Annotated in this window: 15 protein-coding genes; 13 read left to right on the top strand and 2 right to left on the bottom strand. The window is 64.8% G+C overall.

Annotated features, from left to right (window positions below):
- The first annotated feature begins 178 nt into the window (after positions 1–178).
- From ACFZAI_RS16805 to ACFZAI_RS16780, 6 genes are all read left to right on the top strand, one after another.
- Complete coding sequence (locus ACFZAI_RS16805) at positions 179–952, top strand: SDR family oxidoreductase (RefSeq protein WP_391567975.1); 774 nt, start codon at positions 179–181, stop codon at positions 950–952.
- An 18-nt stretch (positions 953–970) separates the two neighbouring features.
- Positions 971–1,879: a LysR substrate-binding domain-containing protein gene (locus tag ACFZAI_RS16800; protein WP_391567974.1), complete on the top strand. Its 909-nt coding sequence runs from the start codon at positions 971–973 to the stop codon at positions 1,877–1,879.
- Between the two features lie 230 nt (positions 1,880–2,109).
- Positions 2,110–2,892, top strand: a complete 783-nt coding sequence (locus ACFZAI_RS16795) for a transporter substrate-binding domain-containing protein (RefSeq protein ID WP_054420960.1) — start codon at positions 2,110–2,112, stop codon at positions 2,890–2,892.
- An 18-nt stretch (positions 2,893–2,910) separates the two neighbouring features.
- Positions 2,911–3,579: an amino acid ABC transporter permease gene (locus tag ACFZAI_RS16790; protein WP_054420959.1), complete on the top strand. Its 669-nt coding sequence runs from the start codon at positions 2,911–2,913 to the stop codon at positions 3,577–3,579.
- Complete coding sequence (locus tag ACFZAI_RS16785) at positions 3,576–4,232, top strand: amino acid ABC transporter permease (RefSeq protein ID WP_391567973.1); 657 nt, start codon at positions 3,576–3,578, stop codon at positions 4,230–4,232. Before ACFZAI_RS16790 ends, ACFZAI_RS16785 begins: the two co-directional genes overlap by 4 nt.
- Entirely contained in the window at positions 4,213–4,950 is a 738-nt protein-coding gene (locus ACFZAI_RS16780) for an amino acid ABC transporter ATP-binding protein (RefSeq protein ID WP_175170478.1), read from the top strand. Before ACFZAI_RS16785 ends, ACFZAI_RS16780 begins: the two co-directional genes overlap by 20 nt.
- A gap of 73 nt (positions 4,951–5,023) precedes the next feature.
- Here ACFZAI_RS16780 and ACFZAI_RS16775 read toward each other — a convergent pair whose 3' ends face one another.
- A complete protein-coding gene (locus tag ACFZAI_RS16775) occupies positions 5,024–6,163 on the bottom strand; it encodes a DSD1 family PLP-dependent enzyme (protein WP_391567972.1) in 1,140 nt (379 codons plus the stop codon).
- A gap of 284 nt (positions 6,164–6,447) precedes the next feature.
- Here ACFZAI_RS16775 and ACFZAI_RS16770 point away from each other — a divergent pair, with 284 nt between their 5' ends.
- From ACFZAI_RS16770 to gluQRS, 4 genes are all read left to right on the top strand, one after another.
- Entirely contained in the window at positions 6,448–7,407 is a 960-nt protein-coding gene (locus ACFZAI_RS16770; protein WP_391567971.1) for a TAXI family TRAP transporter solute-binding subunit, read from the top strand.
- Positions 7,408–7,511: 104 nt separating this feature from the next.
- Positions 7,512–9,545, top strand: a complete 2,034-nt coding sequence (locus ACFZAI_RS16765) for a TRAP transporter permease (RefSeq protein WP_391567970.1) — start codon at positions 7,512–7,514, stop codon at positions 9,543–9,545.
- 303 nt (positions 9,546–9,848) lie between these two features.
- Complete coding sequence (locus ACFZAI_RS16760) at positions 9,849–10,307, top strand: DUF494 family protein (RefSeq protein ID WP_050447430.1); 459 nt, start codon at positions 9,849–9,851, stop codon at positions 10,305–10,307.
- Between the two features lie 49 nt (positions 10,308–10,356).
- The gene (gene gluQRS, locus ACFZAI_RS16755) at positions 10,357–11,244 is read left to right on the top strand and encodes a tRNA glutamyl-Q(34) synthetase GluQRS (RefSeq protein WP_391567969.1); all 888 of its coding nucleotides are present in this window, start codon (positions 10,357–10,359) and stop codon (positions 11,242–11,244) included.
- Positions 11,245–11,252: 8 nt separating this feature from the next.
- On the opposite strand, the gene ACFZAI_RS16750 is transcribed toward gluQRS, so the two are convergent.
- Positions 11,253–13,880, bottom strand: coding sequence for a GDYXXLXY domain-containing protein (locus ACFZAI_RS16750; protein ID WP_391567968.1), 2,628 nt, complete (start codon positions 13,878–13,880; stop codon positions 11,253–11,255).
- A 62-nt stretch (positions 13,881–13,942) separates the two neighbouring features.
- Here ACFZAI_RS16750 and ACFZAI_RS16745 point away from each other — a divergent pair, with 62 nt between their 5' ends.
- From ACFZAI_RS16745 to ACFZAI_RS16735, 3 genes are all read left to right on the top strand, one after another.
- Complete coding sequence (locus ACFZAI_RS16745; RefSeq protein ID WP_391567967.1) at positions 13,943–16,591, top strand: DNA topoisomerase III; 2,649 nt, start codon at positions 13,943–13,945, stop codon at positions 16,589–16,591.
- Between the two features lie 171 nt (positions 16,592–16,762).
- A complete protein-coding gene (locus ACFZAI_RS16740) occupies positions 16,763–17,821 on the top strand; it encodes an ABC transporter substrate-binding protein (RefSeq protein WP_391567966.1) in 1,059 nt (352 codons plus the stop codon).
- Entirely contained in the window at positions 17,821–18,591 is a 771-nt protein-coding gene (locus tag ACFZAI_RS16735; protein WP_391567964.1) for an ABC transporter ATP-binding protein, read from the top strand. The genes ACFZAI_RS16740 and ACFZAI_RS16735 overlap by 1 nt, the downstream gene beginning before the upstream one ends.

Raw genomic sequence — 18,591 nt, 5'->3', positions numbered from 1 at the left:
CGTCCGCCCCGCCAAAAGCCGTCCCTGTTTTTCAGGGGCGGCTTTTTTATCGCCCTGATCCGGCGCGCGCCCTTCGATTGGGCGGTTTTTCTGGATGATCCATCTCGCCTTGACCGGTTTATCCACGGCAAGCCCTTGCCTAAGCTCGAAGCTCCACTGATTCAAGAAGGGGTTTCACATGGCAGACCATTCCATCAAAGGCAAAGTCGTATTGATTGCGGGCGGTGCAAAGAACCTGGGCGGGTTGATTGCGCGCGATCTGGCGGCGCACGGCGCCCGCGCCATCGCCATCCACTACAACAGCGCGGCGTCGAAAGCCGATGCCGACGCCACCGTGGCCGCCATTGAAACAGCGGGCGCGAAGGCCGTGGCTTTGCAAGCCGACCTGACGACGGCGGGCGCGGTCGAGAAGCTGTTTGCGGATGCGGTCGCAGCCGTTGGCAAACCCGATATCGCCATCAATACCGTGGGCAAGGTCTTGAAGAAACCGTTCACCGAGATCAGCGAAGCCGAGTACGACGAGATGACGGCGGTGAACTCCAAGACCGCGTTCTTCTTCCTGCGCGAAGCGGGCCGGCATGTGAACGACCATGGCAAGATCTGCACGCTGGTGACGTCATTGCTGGGCGCCTTCACGCCGTTCTATGCCGCCTATGCCGGCACCAAAGCGCCCGTCGAGCACTACACCCGCGCGGCGTCGAAAGAGTTTGGCGCGCGCGGCATTTCGGTGACCGCGGTCGGGCCCGGCCCTATGGACACGCCGTTCTTCTACCCGGCCGAAGGCGCCGATGCGGTCGCATATCACAAGACCGCAGCCGCGCTCTCGCCCTTCAGCAAGACGGGGCTGACCGACATCGAAGACGTCGTGCCGTTCATCCGCCACCTGGTCAGCGACGGCTGGTGGATCACCGGCCAGACCATTTTGATCAACGGCGGCTACACGACAAAGTAAGCGGCTACTCTGTCACGCATGGACAGATTCGACCAATACCGCGTCTTCGCCCACGTCGCCGACATGGGCAGCTTCATCAAAGCCGCCAACGCGCTGGACGCGCCGCGGGCGTCGGTGTCCGCGGCCATCCAGCAGCTGGAAACGCAGCTGGGCGTGCGCCTCTTGCACCGCACGACGCGGCGGGTTCGCCTGACGGCCGACGGCGAACAATTGCTGGCGCGCGTGCGTCCGCTGCTGGCGGAAGTGGAAGACATCGACCAGCTGTTTCACGCAAGCCAGCGCCAGGTGTCGGGCCGGCTAAGCATCGATGTGCCCAGCCGTATCGCCCGCCGCCTGATCGCGCCGGCGCTGCCTGGCTTGCTGCGCCGCCATCCCCGGCTGGAACTGGCTTTGTCATCCACTGACCGCGCGATCGATCTGGTGCAGGAAGGCGTGGATTGCGCCGTACGCATTGGCGCGCTTGCCGATAGCAGCCTGGTGGTGCGGCCGTTGGGCCGGATCGCCCTGATCAACTGCGCCAGCCCCGGCTACGTGCGCGAGCATGGCGAACCGCGGCTGCCCGCCGACTTGTCCAGCGGACATTCGGCCGTGGGATATGCATCGCCCAAGACGGGCCGCGAACTGCCGTGGGAATTGCCGCCCGGCGATGACGCCGGGCTTGCCGCGCCGCCGCCCAGCCGGGTGACCGTGGACAACGCCGAAAACTACATTGCCTGCTGTCTGGCCGGCCTGGGCCTCATCCAGATTCCGCGCTTCGATGTGCAGCATTTGCTGGATAGCGGCGAGCTGGTCGAAGTGATGCCGGCGTATCGCGCGGCGCCCATGCCGGTGTCGCTGATCTATCCGCACCGGCGCCAGCGCACGCGCCGGCTGACCGTTTTTCAAGAGTGGTTTGTCGCGCTGATGCAGCCTCATTTGGACGGCTGACCCGCAGAACCGGCCCCCGTTTTCACCCACCAAAGCGGTGCGGCGGATGCCCGTTTCCGGCGCATGCGCGGCACCAAAACAGGGCGGCGCGCGTGCGCCTCGCAAGGCCTGCGCTGGGGCCTGCCGTGTCACACGAAATGGCACGGAACTTGCTTTTCCAGCTTTGTATACCGAATTGGTGTGCAACGCATCGACCCGCCCCGGGTGATGTGCGCTCTGGAGAGTTCCTCATGAACCGTAGAACCCTGTTGTTGTCCCTTTGCACTGCCGCCAGCCTGCTGGCCGCGCCGCTGACGCACGCCGACACGCTGGACGATATCGTCAAAGCGGGCACCATCAAGATTGCCGTGCCGCAGGATTTCCCGCCGTTCGGTTCGGTGGGCGCCGACATGAAGCCGCTGGGCTATGACATCGATACCGCCGCGCTGATCGCCAAGCAGCTGGGCGTGAAGCTGGAACTGGTGCCGGTCACCAGCGCCAACCGTGTGCCGTACCTGCAAACCCGCAAGGTGGACCTGGTGATCTCCAGCCTGGGCAAGAATGCCGAGCGCGAAAAAGCCATCGACTTCTCCGACGCGTACGCGCCGTTCTTCAATGGCGTGTTCGGCCCGGCGGATCTGAAGGTGTCGTCGGCGGCCGACCTGGCGGGCAAGACGATTGGTGTGACACGCGGCGCGGTGGAAGATATCGAGCTGTCGAAGATCGCGCCGGAATCCGCCACGCTCAAGCGCTATGAAGATAACAACGGCACCATCACCGCCTTCCTGTCGGGCCAGGTGCCGATGATCGCCACGGGCAACGTGGTCGCCGCCGCCATCCTGGCGCGCAACCCGGCGAAAAAGCCCGAGACGAAATTCCTGATCAAGAACTCGCCCTGCTACATCGGCATGAACAAGGACGAGCCCAAGCTGCGCGCCAAGGTCAACGACATCCTGGCCGCCGCCAAGCGCGACGGCTCGCTGTCGGCGATCTCGCAGAAATGGCTGGGGGCCGAGCTGCCCAAGGATCTGTAAGCACCGAAGGCGGCCATCATGGCTTATCAATACGACTTCGCGTCGGTGTTCGATTACACGCCGGTGCTCGTGAAGGGCATCGGCGTCACGGTCGAGCTGATCGCGTTCGGCGCGGTGGCGGGCGTGGCGCTGGGCATCGCCTGCGCCTGGGTCCGCACGCAAGGCCCGGCGTGGTTGCGCGCGCCGGTCACGGCGTATGTTGAACTGATCCGCAACACGCCCTTTCTGATTCAGCTGTTCTTCGTGTTCTTCGGCTTGCCATCGCTGGGCGTGCAGCTGGGCGAGATGCAAGCGGCCTGCATGGCGATGGCGCTGAACCTGGGCGCCTATAGCGCCGAGATCATCCGCGCCGGTATCGACGCGACGCCGAAAGGGCAGTACGAGGCGGGCGCGAGCTTGGCGATGACGCGCTTTCAGGTGTTCCGGCACGTGGTGCTGAAACCCGCGTTGAAACGCATCTGGCCGGCGTTGTCATCGCAGATCGTGATTGTGATGCTTGGTTCGGCGGTGTGCTCGCAGATCGCGGCCGAAGACCTGACGTTTGCAGCCAACTTCATCCAGTCGCGCAACTTCCGCGCGTTCGAGGTTTACCTGGTCACCACCGGCATCTACCTGGCGCTGGCGATCCTCTTGCGCCAGTTGCTGCGCATGGTGGGCCAACGGTTGTTTCGCAAGGCGGCGCGATGATTGAATTTTCAACCTGGGACATCGTCCGCAACTTGCTGCTGGCCGCGCGCTGGACGGTGGTGCTGTCGCTGGTGGCGTTCGTCGGCGGCGCGCTGATGGGCGTGCTGGCATTGATGATGCGCACGTCGCGCGTGGCGCTGATGCGGCGCGAAAGCTGGGCCTATATCGAACTGTTCCAAGGCACGCCGCTGTTGATGCAGTTGTTTCTGGCGTTCTTCGGGCTGTCTTTGCTGGGCGTGGAAGTGCCGCCCTGGCTGGCTGCGGGCGCGGCGCTGACGCTGTGGTCGGGCGCGTTCCTGGCCGAGATCTGGCGCGGCTGCGTGGAAGCCATCCCCAAGGGTCAATGGGAAGCGTCCGCCAGCCTGGCGCTGGGTTATGTGCAGCAGATGCGCTACGTGGTGCTGCCGCAGGCGCTGCGCATCGCCATTGCGCCCACCGTCGGGTTTGCGGTGCAGATCGTCAAGAGCACTGCGCTGACCTCCATCATCGGGTTCACCGAGCTATCCAAAGCCAGCACGGTGATCACCAACGCCACGTTCAGTCCCTTCACCGTCTATGCCTGCGCGGCGCTGATTTACTTCGCGCTGTGCTGGCCCCTGTCGCGCCTCAGCCTCCGGCTGGAAAGGAAGTTGCATGCCCCTCATCGCCCTTGAAGACGTCCGCAAAAAATTCGGCGACAACGAAGTCCTGAAGGGGGTGACGTTACGCGTCGAACCCGGCGAGGTCATCGCCATTATCGGCAAGAGCGGCTCGGGCAAGAGCACGCTGCTGCGCTGCGTGAATGGGCTGGAGCAGATTGACGGCGGCGCGATCATGGTGGCCGACGCGCAGCTGGCCGACGACGAATTGCGGCTGCGGGCGCTGCGGCTCAAGGTGGGCATGATCTTCCAGCAGTTCAACCTGTTTCCGCACCTGACGGTGGGACGCAACGTGATGCTGTCGCCCATGGTCGCCAAGCGCATGCCGGAAGCGGAAGCGGCCGATATGGCGCGCGCCATGCTGACCCGCGTGGGGCTGGCGCACAAGTTCGATGCGTGGCCGGAAGAGTTGTCAGGCGGGCAGCAGCAACGCGTGGCGATTGCCCGCGCGCTGGCGATGCAGCCACTGGCCTTGCTGTGCGATGAGATCACGTCGGCGTTGGACCCGGAGCTGGTCAACGAAGTGCTGGCGGTGGTGCGCGAACTGGCCGCCGATGGCATGACGCTGCTGATGGTCACGCACGAAATGCGCTTTGCGCGCGAAGTGTGCGACCGCGTCGTCTTCATGCATCAGGGCCGCGTGCATGAGATCGGGCCGCCGGAAGAATTGTTCTCGGCGCCCGCCACCCCCGAGCTGCGGCAATTTCTGGGAATGACGAATCTGGCGCCGTGAATGTTGTGCGGTGAATGTTGTGCGGTGAGTGTTGCGCGGTGAATGCTGCGCCGTGAATGCCGATTAGCGGAGATCAGCGCGAAAAGCCCCGCGCCGCGATCTCCCATATGTCTTGCACCACGCCATCCCGCAGCACGACCAGCCCGTCGTGCAAGTTGAAGGTGGGGTCCACATGCGACGGCACCAGGCGCAGCACATCGCCCAACACGGGTGCGGTTGCGCCAGGCGCCACGCGCACGACGCCGTGCTCGTCATTGATGGCGGCATAGGTCAGCCCTTCGGCCTCGAAGACCGCGGGCGGGCCGCATTCGGCGGTGGTCGATTTCAGCCCTGCATCCAGGATGACGCGGTCGGCGGCGGGCACGCTCATCACGGTGGACAACACGAACAGGCTGTTCTGAAACGTGAGCGGGCCGTCCCATTCGTTGGCGCCGTAGTCGCCGTCCATGAACGCGTAGGAACCCGCCTGCAATTCGGTGTAGACGCCGCTTGCCGCGTCGAACTCCGCGCTGCCGGTGCCGCCCCCTGTGATGATGTCGCACGCAATGCCGTTCTCGCGCAGAAGCTGCGCGTGGGATGCCGCGATGCGCGCCGCTTGCTTGCAGACCTGTGCGCGTTCTTCACGCGTGCGGTAATGCTGCACCGAGCCGTGATAGGCCTGAAGCCCCACGAAGTTCACGCCGGGCAAGTCGCGCGCCTGTTGCGCCAGCGCCAGCACCAAGGCGTCGTCCGACACGCCGCAGCGGCCTTGTCCTACGTCGACTTCAACCAGCACGTCGATCTCGGCGCCGGCCTGCGCCATGGCATGCGAAATCTGCGCCAGGTTTTGCGCGTTGTCGACGCAGACACTCATCTTGGCCGTGCGCGCCAGCTGCGCCAACAGCGCCAGCTTGGCGGGGCCGACGACTTCATTGCTGATGTGGATATCGCGAATGCCCGCCGCCACAAAGGGCAGGGCTTCGCTGACCTTCTGGCAGCAGATGCCGCGCGCGCCCAGCGCTAATTGCCGCAGCGCGATCTCGGGGCATTTGTGCGCCTTGGCATGCGGGCGCAAGGCAACGTCGTGGCGGTCGGCCCAGGCTTGCATGGCGCGCAGGTTGGCCTCGAAGGGCGTCAGGTCCAGCACCAGGCTGGGCGTATCGACGCGGGCCAACGGGTCGCCGGGTTGCGCGGGTGGGGGCAGCGCAATGCCGCGTATGACTTCCTGGGACATCGGGGGTAACTCCGTGATTGGGAACCGCGTGGGATGTAACCGTGAGGCCAAATGCATAACCAAACGAAGACCATCCATAACCCAAAGGCCCATTCACCCCCAGGTAAACGATAGCTCCGTAACCATTGGCTACGCATGCCCCGCATGCCAGAATTTCAACATGAAAACGTCCCCCAAGGGGAGGCCCATTTTTGCGCCGCGGCAGCGCTGATTCGCCCGATGCAGGAATGACAAGACGATTTCCGTCACACGAATCCTACCCAACAAGACCCGGAGAAGCTCGCATGAAACTCAAGCACTGGATCACCGCCCTGACCGTCGCCGTTGCCGCAGTCGGCACCGCAGGTTCCGCGCAGGCTCAGCAGTTCTTCCGCATCGGCACGGGCGGCACGGCCGGCACGTACTACCCGATTGGCGGCATCATCGGCAACGCGGTGTCGCAACCCGGCAAGCTCATCGCCACGGCGGTGGCCTCGAACGGGTCGGTCGCCAACATCAACGGCATTCTGGGCGGCTCGTTCGAAGCGGGTTTCACGCAATCCGACGTGGCGTACTGGGCTTATAGCGGCACCGGCACGTTCGAAGGCAAGCCCAAAGCGCAAGACCTGCGCCTGATCGCAACGCTGTATCCGGAAAGCATCCACCTGGTGACGCGCAAGGGCGCGGGCATCAAGAGCGTGGCTGACCTGAAGGGCAAGCGCGTGTCCATGGACGAACCGGGTTCGGGCACCTTGGTCGACGTGCGCCTGATCCTGGGCGCCTACGGCATGACCGACAAAGACATCAAGGCCGAATACCTGAAGCCGAACCAGGCGGGCGACAAGCTCAAGGACGGCGGGCTGGATGCGTTCTTCTTTGTGGGCGGCGCGCCGGCAGGCGCCATTGCCGAGCTGGCCTCCACCGGCAACATCGAACTGGTGCCGCTGGTGGGCAAGGAAATCGACGAGCTGCGCGCCAAGCAGGAATTCTTCACGCCTGACGTCATTGCCGCCAACACCTACCAGAACCTGCCCGAAGTGAAGACCATCTCGGTCAACGCGCAGATGGTCACGTCGGCCAAGATTCCTGAGCAGACCGTCTACGACGTCACCAAGGCGCTGTACAGCGACGCCACGCGCAAGACGCTGGACGCCGGCCACGCCAAGGGCAAGCTCATCACCCGCGACAACGCCATCAAGGGTGCGGGCATTCCGTTCCATCCGGGCGCCGAGAAGTTCTACAAGGAAATCGGACTGCTGAAGTAAGCCGTCCCGCGTTATACGGAACGACCACGGCGCGCGTTGCGCCGTGACAGGGCAGGGCCGCCGCGCGCGGCCCTGTTCGCGGCATCACCCTGAGAAATTCGGCGATGGAAATAGACCACGAAAAAACCCAGAAGCTGGCGGAAAAGTACGACTCCGAAATCCGCTTCCGGCCGCTGGACAAAACGGCTACCTGGATCGTGTCGGGCTTGCTCGTCACCTTGTCCCTGTTCCACTACTACACCGCTGGCTTCGGCCTGCTGCGCGAAGCCACGCACCGCGGCGTGCACCTGGCCTTCGTGCTGAGCCTGATCTTTCTGGTGTTCGGCTTTTCAAAGTCGCACTATCAGCGCGAGCCCAAGTCCACGTGGTTCTCGCCCGGCGGCATCCCGCTGTATGACTGGATCATCGCCGTCGCGCTGGCCTTGTCGGTGCTGTACATCCCCTACATTTTTGAAGACCTGGCGTTCCGCGTCGGCAACCCCCTGCCGATGGACGTGTTCATGGGGTCCATCCTGCTGATCGGTTTGCTGGAAGCCACGCGCCGCGCGATGGGCTGGCCGCTGCCGATCATTGCGCTGGTCTTCATGGCCTATGCGATGTTCGGGCCGTACTTTCCCGGCCTGCTCAAACACGCAGGCAACACGTGGCCGCAGATCGTCAACCACATGTACCTGACGAGTCAGGGCGTGTATGGCGTGGCGGTGGGCGTGGTGGCGACTTACGTCTTCCACTTCGTGCTGTTCGGCGTGCTGGCCACGCGCATCGGGCTGGGGCAGCTGTTCCTGGATGTGGCCTCCACCGTGGCTGGCCGCTATGCCGGTGGCCCCGCCAAGGTCTCGGTGTTTGGTTCGGCCATGTTCGGCATGCTGTCGGGTTCGTCGGTGGCCAACGCCGTGACCGTGGGCTCGCTGACCATTCCGGCGATGATCCGCGTGGGCTATCCCCGCCACTTCGCCGCAGGCGTGGAAGCGGCCAGCAGCACGGGCGGGCAGATCACGCCGCCCATCATGGGCGCGGCCGCGTTCCTGATGATCGAATTCCTGGGCATCCCGTATCAGCAGATTGCCATTGCCGGCATCTTCCCGGCGTTGCTGTATTTCTTCGGCATGTTCATGCAGGTGCACTTCGAGGCCAAGCGCGAAGGCCTGCGCGGGCTGACGCCGGAAGAAATGCCGAAACTCAAGCAGTCGTTCAAGATGCGCTGGCCGACGCTGATTCCGCTGATCCTGCTGGTGGGCGTGCTGGCCAGCGGCCGCACGCCGTATCTGGCGGCGTTCGCCGGCATCACGGGCTGCATCGTGGTGGGCCTGTTGAATCCGTATCAGCGCCTGCGTTTGCGCGATCTATACGAAGCCTTTGAAACCGGCGCCAAGTACGCGCTGGCGGTGGGCGCGGCAGCCGGCGCGGTGGGCATCGTGATTGGCGTGGTGACGCTGACGGGTGTGGGCTTCAAGATCTCGTACATCGTGATCTCGGCCTCGCAGGCAATGGCGGGCGGTGTCGCCATGATCCTGCCGGATGCGCTGGCGAACATGCAATCGCTGACGCTGATGGCTGCGCTGATCATGACCGGCCTCGTTTGCATCCTGATGGGCTGCGGCGTGCCCACCACCGCCAACTACCTGATCATGGTGGCGGTGGCCGCCCCCACGCTGGTGCAGTTGGGCGTGCAACCGATTGCCGCGCACTTCTTCGTGTTCTATTTCGGCATTCTGGCGGACATCACGCCCCCCGTGGCGCTGGCGGCCTACGCGGCGGCGGGCATGGCGGGCAGTGATCCGTTCAAAACCGGCAACACGGCATTCCGGCTGGGCATCACCAAGCTCATCGTGCCCTTCGTGTTTGTGTTTTCGCCGTCGCTATTGATCTCGGTGCAGGGCTTCACCTGGTACGACTTCTTCGTGACGTTGGTGGGCTGCATGGTGGGGCTGGTGCTGCTGTCGGCGGCGTTCTCGCGCTACATGCTGGTGGGCATGAAAAGCTGGGAGCGCTGGCTGTGCACGATCGGCGCCTTGCTGACGATCATCCCCGGACTCACGAGCGGGCTGGTCGGGCTGGCCATCTGCATCCCGGTATTCATCCGGCAGCTGGCGGAACTGAAACTGGAAAACACGGCGAAGGCGGCAAAGGCGGCGTAGACGGGCCAGGGAAGCGCAAGGAGGTTTGGCGCGGCCACGGCCACGGCCAACTGAAGGCCAAACCCAGCTCCCGACAAAAAAAGGGGCGGACTGTTGTGTCCGCCCCTTTTTCTTTTAGGGGAATCACGCATTTTGTCAGCAAATACCGGCAGAATGGGGGCCTTCGAATACACGATGACGCCATACAACATTCCACCTTTTCGCTGGTTGCCCGGCTAAATAAATCAGCGTAAAGTAAAATTCATGTTTGCTGGTCTGCCGATATGCGGGCCGACTGTGCAAACAGGCACAAAACTGCGCCATATGTTCGATATCCTGGTTTATCTGTTCGAGAATTACTACACGCCGCAAGCCTGTCCTGCGGCCGATGTGCTCGCTAAGCGGCTCGCCGCCGCCGGTTTCGAGCACGAAGACATCGACGACGCCCTCGGCTGGCTGTATGGCTTGGCCGAGACCACCGAACGATGTGTCGACCTCGCTCAGGCGCCCAACACCGGAACCCGGATCTACACCGACAACGAATACAGCCAACTCGGCACCGAATCCATCGGCTTCATCGCCTTCCTGGAATCGGCGGGCGTGTTGCCTGCGCCCTTGCGCGAAATCGTCATCGACCGGGGCCTGGCTTCGCCGGAAACGCCCGTGCCGCTGTCCAAGATCAAGATCATTGCCTTGATGGTTCTCTGGAGCCAGGAAGCCGAGATCGACAACCTGGTCCTGGAAGAGCTGCTGGACGAAGAGGGCGTGCGGCTGCTGCATTGACCCCGCTGACTCCCGCGTGGCGCTTGCCGCGCGGGTTTTTCGTTTTGCCGTGACTTACGTAGGCCGATTCGCCCCCAGCCCCAGTGGCCCGCTGCACGCGGGTTCGCTCGTGGCCGCGCTGGCCAGTTGGCTGGATGCGCGCGCCCACGACGGGCGCTGGCTATTGCGCATGGAAGACGTCGACACCCCCCGCACCGTGGCGGGCGCGGCAGACGCCATCATGGCGCAGCTGAACGCGCTGGGTTTGCACTGGGACGGTGACATCCTCTGGCAGTCGCAACGCAACGCCGCCTACCAATCCGCTTTTGACTCGCTGGCCGCACGCGGCCTGATCTATGGCTGCGGCTGCACCCGCCGCGAAATTGCCGATTCCGCCTTGCGCGGCCAGACGATGCCGGGCGCCGATGGCGAACGCCCCTATCCCGGCACCTGCCGCCACGGTTTGCCCGCAGGCCGCCAGGCCCGCGCGTGGCGGCTGCGCGTGCCCGAAGGCATCGAACATTTTGAAGACCGCTGGCTGGGCCCGCAGGAACAGGACGTGGCGCAAGCGGTGGGCGACTTCGCGCTGCGGCGCGCGGACGGCCTGTGGGCGTATCAGCTGGCCGTGGTGGTGGATGACGGCGAACAAGGCGTGACGGATGTGGTGCGCGGCGCCGACCTGCTCAGTTCAACGGCGCGCCAGCGTGTGCTGGGCCGCATGCTGGGGCTGCCCCCGGTACGCTATCTACACGTGCCGCTGATTCTGGATGCCGCCAGCGGGCTGAAGCTGTCCAAGCAGAACGGCGCCCCCGCCATCGATACCTGCGCGCCGCTAGCCGCGCTACAGGGCGCGTGGCGCGCATTGGGGTTTGCGGCCGTCATCGCGCAGGATCGCGATGCGTTCCTGCGGGAAGCCACTGCGCACTGGGCGCAGCGCTTTCCGCGCCTTCCGGCTTAGCGCAGCCGTTACAGCGGCTGCAAGTCCTCGCCCAGCATTCTTACCAGCAAGGCCTCACCGTTTTCGCCCACGCGCAGCTCGCCGTAACGGGCCACCTCGTAGCGCTTGGCTTCGCCTTCCGGGAAGAAGTACGCATTCGTCACGATGCGCACGCCGCGATCGCGGACGCGATAACGCAGCGGCACTTCGCCATCGGTATGCGGATGCACGTCGGGCTGAATACGCAATGGCGTGGCGACGCCGCGCGCATCGGGTTGCAGCATCACATAGCCATCGGGCTCGAACCCCATGATGGAATCGTCATCCACCTGGCGGTCACCCCCCAAGCGCAGACGCGTGATGTCCCGGCTGGCGGCGAAGTTCAGCGCCATGTAGTCGCCTTGCATCAGCGAGCGGGGATCGACGGGCGCCAATTCCAGAATGACGACTTTACCCGTGGCCAGCAGCTTCTCGCGCTGCCAGATGCCGCCGTTGGCCACCACCAGCACCAGCGCCAGGCCGCCCAGAATGGCCAGCGTGCGCAAACGCAGCGAACCCGAGACGGGCGGCAACGGGGCGCGCCGGTCCGGCGTCTGCGTACGCATCAGCCGAGGCACAAGCCAGACCAGGCCGCGCAACACGAAGAGCAGCAACGCCGCGCCGCCCAGCCACAATGCCTTTTGCAGCAGCGGCACATCCAGCTGGTAGTAATAGATGCCCAGATAGGCCAGCAGGCTCAACACCCCGAAGATGACCAGCCGCAGCTGGTTCAGCCCAAAGCCCAGCAGCAGCCAGGCCAGCGCAAACCCCACGCCGGGGCTGGGCAGCCAGAACAGCGCCAGCACCAATAGGGCGATCGGCACGCCCCAGGTCACGCCTGCCGTCAGCACGTGGCGGCGCGGCCACAGCACCGCCAGCGCCGCGGCAGCCGGCAGCAGCGCGCCAGCCACGGCAAGCACCGCCCCTTGCGGGTTGAGTTGCCACATGGCCGGCAGGTGCAGGGCCGACACGCCGCCCGCCAGCCACACCATGCCTTGCACGGACAGCAGGAAAGCCCAGGCCAGCGGCTCCAGCGTGTGGGCACGCTTGCCCCCCTGGCGATGGCCCCAGGTCAGGATGACGGCCGTGGCCCACGCGCCGGTCACGGCAATGGGAAGCCAGACAAACCCGACGCGGCCCGCGTCAAAGTAGAGCCAGGCGTCCAGCAGATCGTCGCTCATCAGTTCGGGGGCCAGCACGCGCCACATCAAGGCGGCGCCCGCCGCCGCGATCAGCAGGCCGGACAGAAAGCGCAGGATCACGTCTGGCCCCAGCGCATAGACCGCCGCGCCCAGCAGCAATACAAAGAAGCAGGCGCTGGTGAAAGACGTGGAGCTGGACAGCCCGTAGATGATGAGAATCTGGCCCGTGAAGGCCATCGCGGTGCCGCATTGCCGCCAGAACGGCCCGGCGTCGCTGCGCAGCACCGCCACGCCCGCCCCGCACAGCACCAGCCCGGCCACGAGTGCGCCTTCTTCCGACGTGACGATGCCCGAGAACGCCACGAACACCAGCAGCAGCAGGGTGGCCAGCCAGGCGCTCAGACCCAGCAGGCATTGCACATACCAGGGCGGTTCGGCATGCGGTTTGGCGGCAGGGGCCAATTGCACGACAGGCGTGCCTGCGTCGCCGGACTCGACCGCATTGCCCGCCGAGGCGGCAGCGGGTTCGGCGTCAGCGGGCGCCACGGCGGCGCCGGGTTCGGCCGCCAGCTTGCGCAGCCAGCGCGCGGCCAGCACGGCTTCGGCCATGAGCAGGGCGGCCAAGGGCAGCGCGGCCCAGACGCCAGGCTCCAGCCGCAGCAGCCATTCGCCCACCACACGCAGCGACACGCAGATGACGCCCGCCGCCAGCATGGCCAGAATGACCAGATCGCGCCGGCCGCGCTGATAGAAAAAGCCCAGTCCCAGCGTGACGGCAACCCACGCCACGGCGTTCAGCGAACCCGTCCCGCGCAGAATGAAGAAGCCGAACATCAGGGACAGCACCAAGGCGCTGATGGCGATGGCGGCCAGGACGCGGGGGCCGATCAGCGTGCTGGCCTGCCAGCGGCGCGCGGCCAGCTCCCAGCCCAGCAACAAGGTGAGGTTAAGCGCCGCCATGATCAGGTTGGGCAGGCCGGTGCCGTCGTAGATGGCGTACCAGGTGAACACGCGTTCGCCCAGCCACAGGGCGGCCGCAACGTTGAGCACCAGCACCCACAATAACCACACCGCCTGACTGGATGCGGCCAGCGCCCAGGGCAGCAGCAACAGCGCCCACCAGGCGAACAATTCCCAGGTATCGGCGCCAGTCTGGTAAGTTTGGCCTAATAACGCGAGCAAGGCGCCCAGCAACATGCCGGCCAAAGCCAGGAGCGCGCCAGGGATGCTGCGCCGCACGCCGGGCGTTCCCCGAAGGCGCAATCCGGTCCAGGCGGCAGCCAGCGCAGAAAACGCCAGCAGGCCTTGTGTGCCGGCAAAGCGTTGCACTTTTGTCATGTCCTGCCAGTTGGCCGCGACCCAGCAAACCGCAGCGCTGCCAAGCAGCAAAACGCCTAGCCACAGGGTGCTTCGCGCCAAGAATTGACGCCAAGCGTGCAGTTCGGATCCCGCTTGTCTTTCAGTGCCGACTTGCATCTGGCGAATCTCCGATCTTATTATCCGCGCTACTAAGGCGGGACTACCGCCACTGGATACACATGAATAAAACGCTGATTATTGCCGAGAAGCCCTCGGTGGCCCTTGATATATCACGCGCCTTGGGAGGCTTTGCGCGCGAGGGCGACTATTTTGAAAGCGAACGTTACGTACTCGCGTCCAGCATCGGCCACTTGCTGAGCTTGGTCGCGCCCAATGATCCGGTCAAGGGAAAGTGGAGCTTCACGCACCTGCCCGTGATTCCGCCGGAATTCGAACTGGGCCCCACCGACAAGAAATCCGCCGAACGCCTGAAGCTGCTGGTCCGCTTGGCCAAGCGCAAGGATGTGGATTCGATCATCAACGCCTGTGACGCGGGACGCGAAGGCGAACTGATCTTCCGCTACATCATTCAGTACGCGGGCGTGAAAAAGCCCATCCAGCGCCTCTGGCTGCAATCGATGACGCAGGCCGCCATCCGCGAAGCCTTCGCCAACTTGCGCGACGACGCTCAGTTAAAGCCGCTGGAAGCGGCCGCCCGCTCGCGCGCCGAAGCCGACTGGCTGGTCGGCATCAACGGCACGCGCGCCATGACCGCCTTCAACAGCAAGGACGGCGGCTTCTTCAAGACGCCGGTGGGCCGGGTGCAAACTCCCACGCTCGCGATTGTGGCCGAGCGCGAAGAGCGCATCCGCCGCTTCGTGCCGCGCGACTACTGGGAAGTGCGCGCGCAGTTCGTCGCCGCCGCCGGCCTTTACGAAGGCCGCTGGATCGACCCCCAATTCAAGAAAGACGACCGTGACCCGGAAAAGCGCGAATCGCGCCTGTGGTCGGCCGCTGCCGCGCAAAGCGTGGTTGCCGCCTGCCGCGACCAGCCGGGCAACGTCACCGAAGAATCCAAGCCGTCGACCCAGATGTCGCCGGCCCTGTACGACCTGACGTCGTTGCAGCGTGAGGCCAACGGCCGTTTCGGCTTTTCGGCCAAGACCACGCTGGCGCTCGCCCAGACCCTGTACGAACGCCACAAGGCGCTGACCTATCCGCGTACCGACTCGCGCTATCTGCCCGAGGACTACATCACCACGGTGCAGGAAACGATGCGCGCGCTGGCCAAGGGCGGCTCGAACGCCGTGGGCGGCCTGGCCCGCCACGCGGACACCGTCGTCAGCCAGCAATGGGTGAAGCCGAACCGCCGCATCTTCGATAACAAGAAGGTGTCGGATCACTTTGCCATCATCCCCACGCTGCAAATCCCGCACGACCTGAGCGAAGCCGAAGCCAAGTTGTATGACCTGGTGCTCAAGCGCTTCCTGGCCGTGTTCTTCCCGGCCGCCGAATACCGCGTCACCACCCGCCTGACCGAAGTGCAGGGGCATCGCTTCCGCACCGACGGCAAGGTGCTGGTCACCCCGGGCTGGCTCGCCGTCTACGGCAAGGAAGCCCAAGGCGAAGACGCCAACCTGGTGCCCGTGGCCGACGGCGAAACCGTGCGCACGGAAGACGTCGAAGCCGTCGGCCTGTCGACCAAGCCGCCCGCCCGCTTCAACGAAGGCACCTTGCTGTCCGCCATGGAAGGCGCCGGCAAGCTGGTGGACGACGAAGAGCTGCGCGAAGCCATGTCCGAGCGCGGCCTTGGCACGCCGGCCACGCGCGCCGCCATCATCGAAGGCCTGCTCAACGAGGTATACCTGCGCCGCGAAGGCCGCGACCTGGTGCCCACCGCCAAGGCGCGCCAGTTGATGACGCTGCTGTCGGGCCTGGACGTTACCGAACTGACCTCGCCTGAACTCACTGGCGAGTGGGAACACAAGCTCAAGCAGATCGAGCAGGGCGGCCTGGGCCGCGAAGCTTTCATGCGCGAAATCGCGCAGATGACGCAAGTCATCGTCAAGCGCGCCAAGGAATACGAGCGCGACACGGTGCCGGGCGACTACGCCACGCTGCAAACGCCGTGCCCCAAGTGCGGCGCGGTGGTGAAGGAAAACTACCGCCGTTTCGCCTGCACGGCGTGCGACTTCTCGATTGGCAAGCACCCGGGCGGCCGCACGTTCGAGCTGCCGGAAGTCGAAGAACTGCTGGCCAAGCGCGAGATCGGTCCGCTGCAAGGCTTCATCAGCAAGATGGGCCGGCCGTTTGCCGCCATCCTGCGCATCAGCGATGAGTACAAGCTGGAATTCGACTTCGGCCAGAACGACGAAGACGACACCGAAGCTGTGGACTTCTCCGGCCACACGCCGGTCGGGCCATGCCCGAAGTGCCAGTCGCGCGTGTTCGAACACGGCATGAGCTACGTGTGCGAAAAGTCGGTCGGCCCCGAAAAGACCTGCGACTTCCGCTCGGGCAAGGTCATCCTGCAACAGGAGATCTCGGCCGAACAGATGGGCAAGCTTTTGGGCAACGGCCGCACCGACCTGCTTGAAGGCTTCGTGTCCAGCCGCACCAATCGCAAGTTCAAGGCGTTCCTGGTGCGTCAGCCCGACGGCAAGATCGGCTTCGAGTTCGAGCCGCGTCCTGAGAAGCCGGGCCGCGCGGGCGCGAAGACTGCGGCTAAGACTGCAACGAAGACAGCGGCCAAGAAGGCGCCGGCAAAGAAGGCAGCGGTGAAAAAGACCGCGACGAAGACAGCGACTAAGACGGCCACCAAGACAGCCACCAAGACCGCTGCCAAAAAAGCCGTCAAGAAAGCCGCCCCCAAGAAAACCGCCGCGTAGCAGGGGCGCAGCGTGATCGGCCCAGCGCAAGAACCCCGGCGCTGATCGCGCAAACCCATCGCTCCCAAACGTCCAACGCCCGGCGCTGCCGGGCGTTTTCCATTGTTGGACGGCATGCGCTGGGGTATTGTTTCGCCAAACAGCTGCAACCAAACTCACTTCGAGGATGACATGAATCACCGCCCCGACTTCACTACCCGCCGCCGCGTGCTGGCGGCCGCTGGCGCATTGGCCGGCGTCACCTTGCTGAACGGGCGCGTCGTGTTCGCCCAGCCCAAGCTGGGCCGCGTGGTCTACGGGCAAGGCAGCATCGACCCCTTTTTCGCAGCCGGCTATGTGGCGCTGAAGAAGGGTTATTTCGGTGAAGGCGGCCTGGACGTTGAATACCTGAACTCGCAAAGCGGCCCGCGCACCAACCAGTTGCTGGCGGCCGGCCAGATTGTGTTCGGCGCCACCGCGGCCACCGCCGCGCCTGCGCTGACGATTGCCGGCAAGCCCGCCGCGCTGGTGTTCGGCTTTGACCGCAAGCTTACCTACGCCAACGTCATCGTGCGCCGCGAAGACTTCGACAGCGGCAAGATCAAGTCGTTGAAAGACCTGGCCGGCAAGCGCGTGGGCGCGACCCAGCCGCAGTCCAGCACCTGGCTGATGGCGGTGTACCTGATGCAGAAGGCGGGTGTGGCCGACAAGGTCGACATCCGTCCGCTGGGCGACCTGGCCACGATGCTGGGCGCGCTGAAGACGGGTTCGGTGTCGGCCAGCATGGCCACCATGTCCATGATGGAACAGGCCCGCCAAGAGGGCTGGGGCGTGCCGATTTTCGACGCCACCACCGAAGCCTCGTGGAATGAATTCATGGGCGGCGACGTGCCCGGCATCGCGGCGCTGACGCTGGAAGACACCATCCAGAAGCGCCCTGAAGTGGTGCAGGCGTTTGTGACCGCCATGGTCAAGGCGCAGGACTTCATCACCGCCAACAGCGCGGCCGGCATCACGGATGTGATCTACGACGACTACCTGAGCGCCTTCCCGCGCGCCGCCATCGAGAAGACGTTGGGCGTCTACAAAGACACGGTGTTCCTGAAAGACAACCTGATCACCGAAGACGCCTACAACCGCATGACGGCCATCATGGGCGACGGCCGCCAGTTCTCGAACGACGAAATCAAGACCGTGCCCTATGCCCGATGCGTAAACATGAGCTTCGTGCGTAAAGCCCGGGGCCTTTGATGATCACGCTGGACAAGGTCGGCAAGGCGTACCAGTCGCGCCAAGGCACGACGCATGCGGTGGGCGACGTCAGCCTTGCGATCGAACAAGGGGAATTCGTTTCCATCGTCGGCCCGTCGGGTTGCGGCAAGAGCACGCTCTTGAACATGATCGCGGGCTTTCTGCGGCCCACCACCGGCACGATCCGCGTGGACGGCAACGTGGTCGACGGGCAGGTGCCGCCCGCGCTGGGCTACATCTTTCAGAAAGACACGCTGCTGCCCTGGTTCAGCGTCAGGAAGAACGTGGCTTTGGGCCTGAAGTTTCAGGGCGTGGCCGCCGACAAGATCGAACGCCGCGTGGCCGAACTGCTGGAGCTCGGCCATCTCAGCGCCTTTGCCGACGCGTATCCGCATCAGTTGTCGGGCGGCATGCGGCGGCGCGTGGCGTTGCTGATGAGCCTGGCCGTTGAGCCCCGCATCCTGTTGCTGGACGAGCCCTTCGGCGCGCTGGACACGCACACCAAAACGCACCTGCACCGCGAGCTGATGGAGATCTGGCGCAAGCTGGGCCAGACCATCGTCATGGTCACGCATGACCTGGACGAAGCCATCCTGCTCTCGGACCGGGTGGTGGTGCTGTCTGGCCCGCCCAGCCGCGTGCTGCTGGATGAACGCATCCAGATTCCGCATCCGCGCGATGTCTTCACGCTGCGCGAAACGCCGCAATTCGTGGCGCACGTGCAAAGCCTGTGGAGCGTGCTGGGCCAGCAGTTCCGCGCCGCCGCCTGA

Origin of the sequence: Achromobacter sp. NPDC008082 (assembly GCF_042957345.1) — a bacterium.
Taxonomy (GTDB): Bacteria; Pseudomonadota; Gammaproteobacteria; order Burkholderiales; family Burkholderiaceae_B; genus Achromobacter; species Achromobacter kerstersii_A.
Note: the sequence above shows the minus strand (reverse complement) of the source record. Positions and strands in the feature narration are given on the sequence as shown.